Source organism: Vibrio sp. 704, assembly GCF_033339295.1.
Genome location: NZ_JAWOUH010000630.1, coordinates 1 through 619, shown reverse-complemented (window position 1 = coordinate 619; position 619 = coordinate 1). Strand labels below are relative to the sequence as shown.

1 protein-coding gene is annotated in these 619 nt (G+C 47.2%); it reads right to left on the bottom strand.

What is annotated here, in order from left to right; all coding sequences use genetic code 11:
* Positions 1-92: 92 nt before the first annotated feature.
* A partial coding sequence (locus R7R24_RS28180; RefSeq protein WP_318120374.1) for a thioredoxin family protein occupies positions 93-619 on the bottom strand: 527 nt, incomplete at its 5' end.

Genomic DNA, 619 nt, shown 5'->3' with positions numbered 1-619 from the left:
TTAGGAAAATTGCATATAGCCGCATTTTTCTCATTCAAATCTGTGCAACAAAAAACGCCAGCGAAAATCGCTGGCGTTTGAATGATGTGATATCAGAATCGATTGATGTGCTCTAAGAAAGGCTCGGCTTGCATAAAGCCAGTTAAACGAGCGTTTGAAACGTGTTCGCCTTTCGCATCCCAGAATTCGATGGTCGGCAAACCCAGCACGTTCATGTGTTTGAGTAGCTCAATATCTTGCACTTGGTTTTTGGTGACATCCGCTTGCAGCAACACAAAGTCTTGCAGCTTGGCTTCGACTTTTGGATCGTGGAAGGTGTACTTCTCAAACTCTTTACACGCTACACACCAGTCGGCGTAGAAGTCGAGCATGACAGGTTTACCTGCTGCTTTCGCCAGCGCCAGTTGCTCTTCAAGCTCGGCCACATTAGCAATGCGAGTAAAGCTAACCGTTGTTTGCTGTGCTTGGGTTTCGTGATTGCCAAACCAATAATTCAGTGCTGGTTGCGCGGAGGCGAACAAACCGAGGACGGCAATAATGCCAATTGCGCTTTGCTTCCAGCCACCAAACTCCAAGCTGTTTTTGATGTGATACAACCAACCAAATGCCGCGATACCGA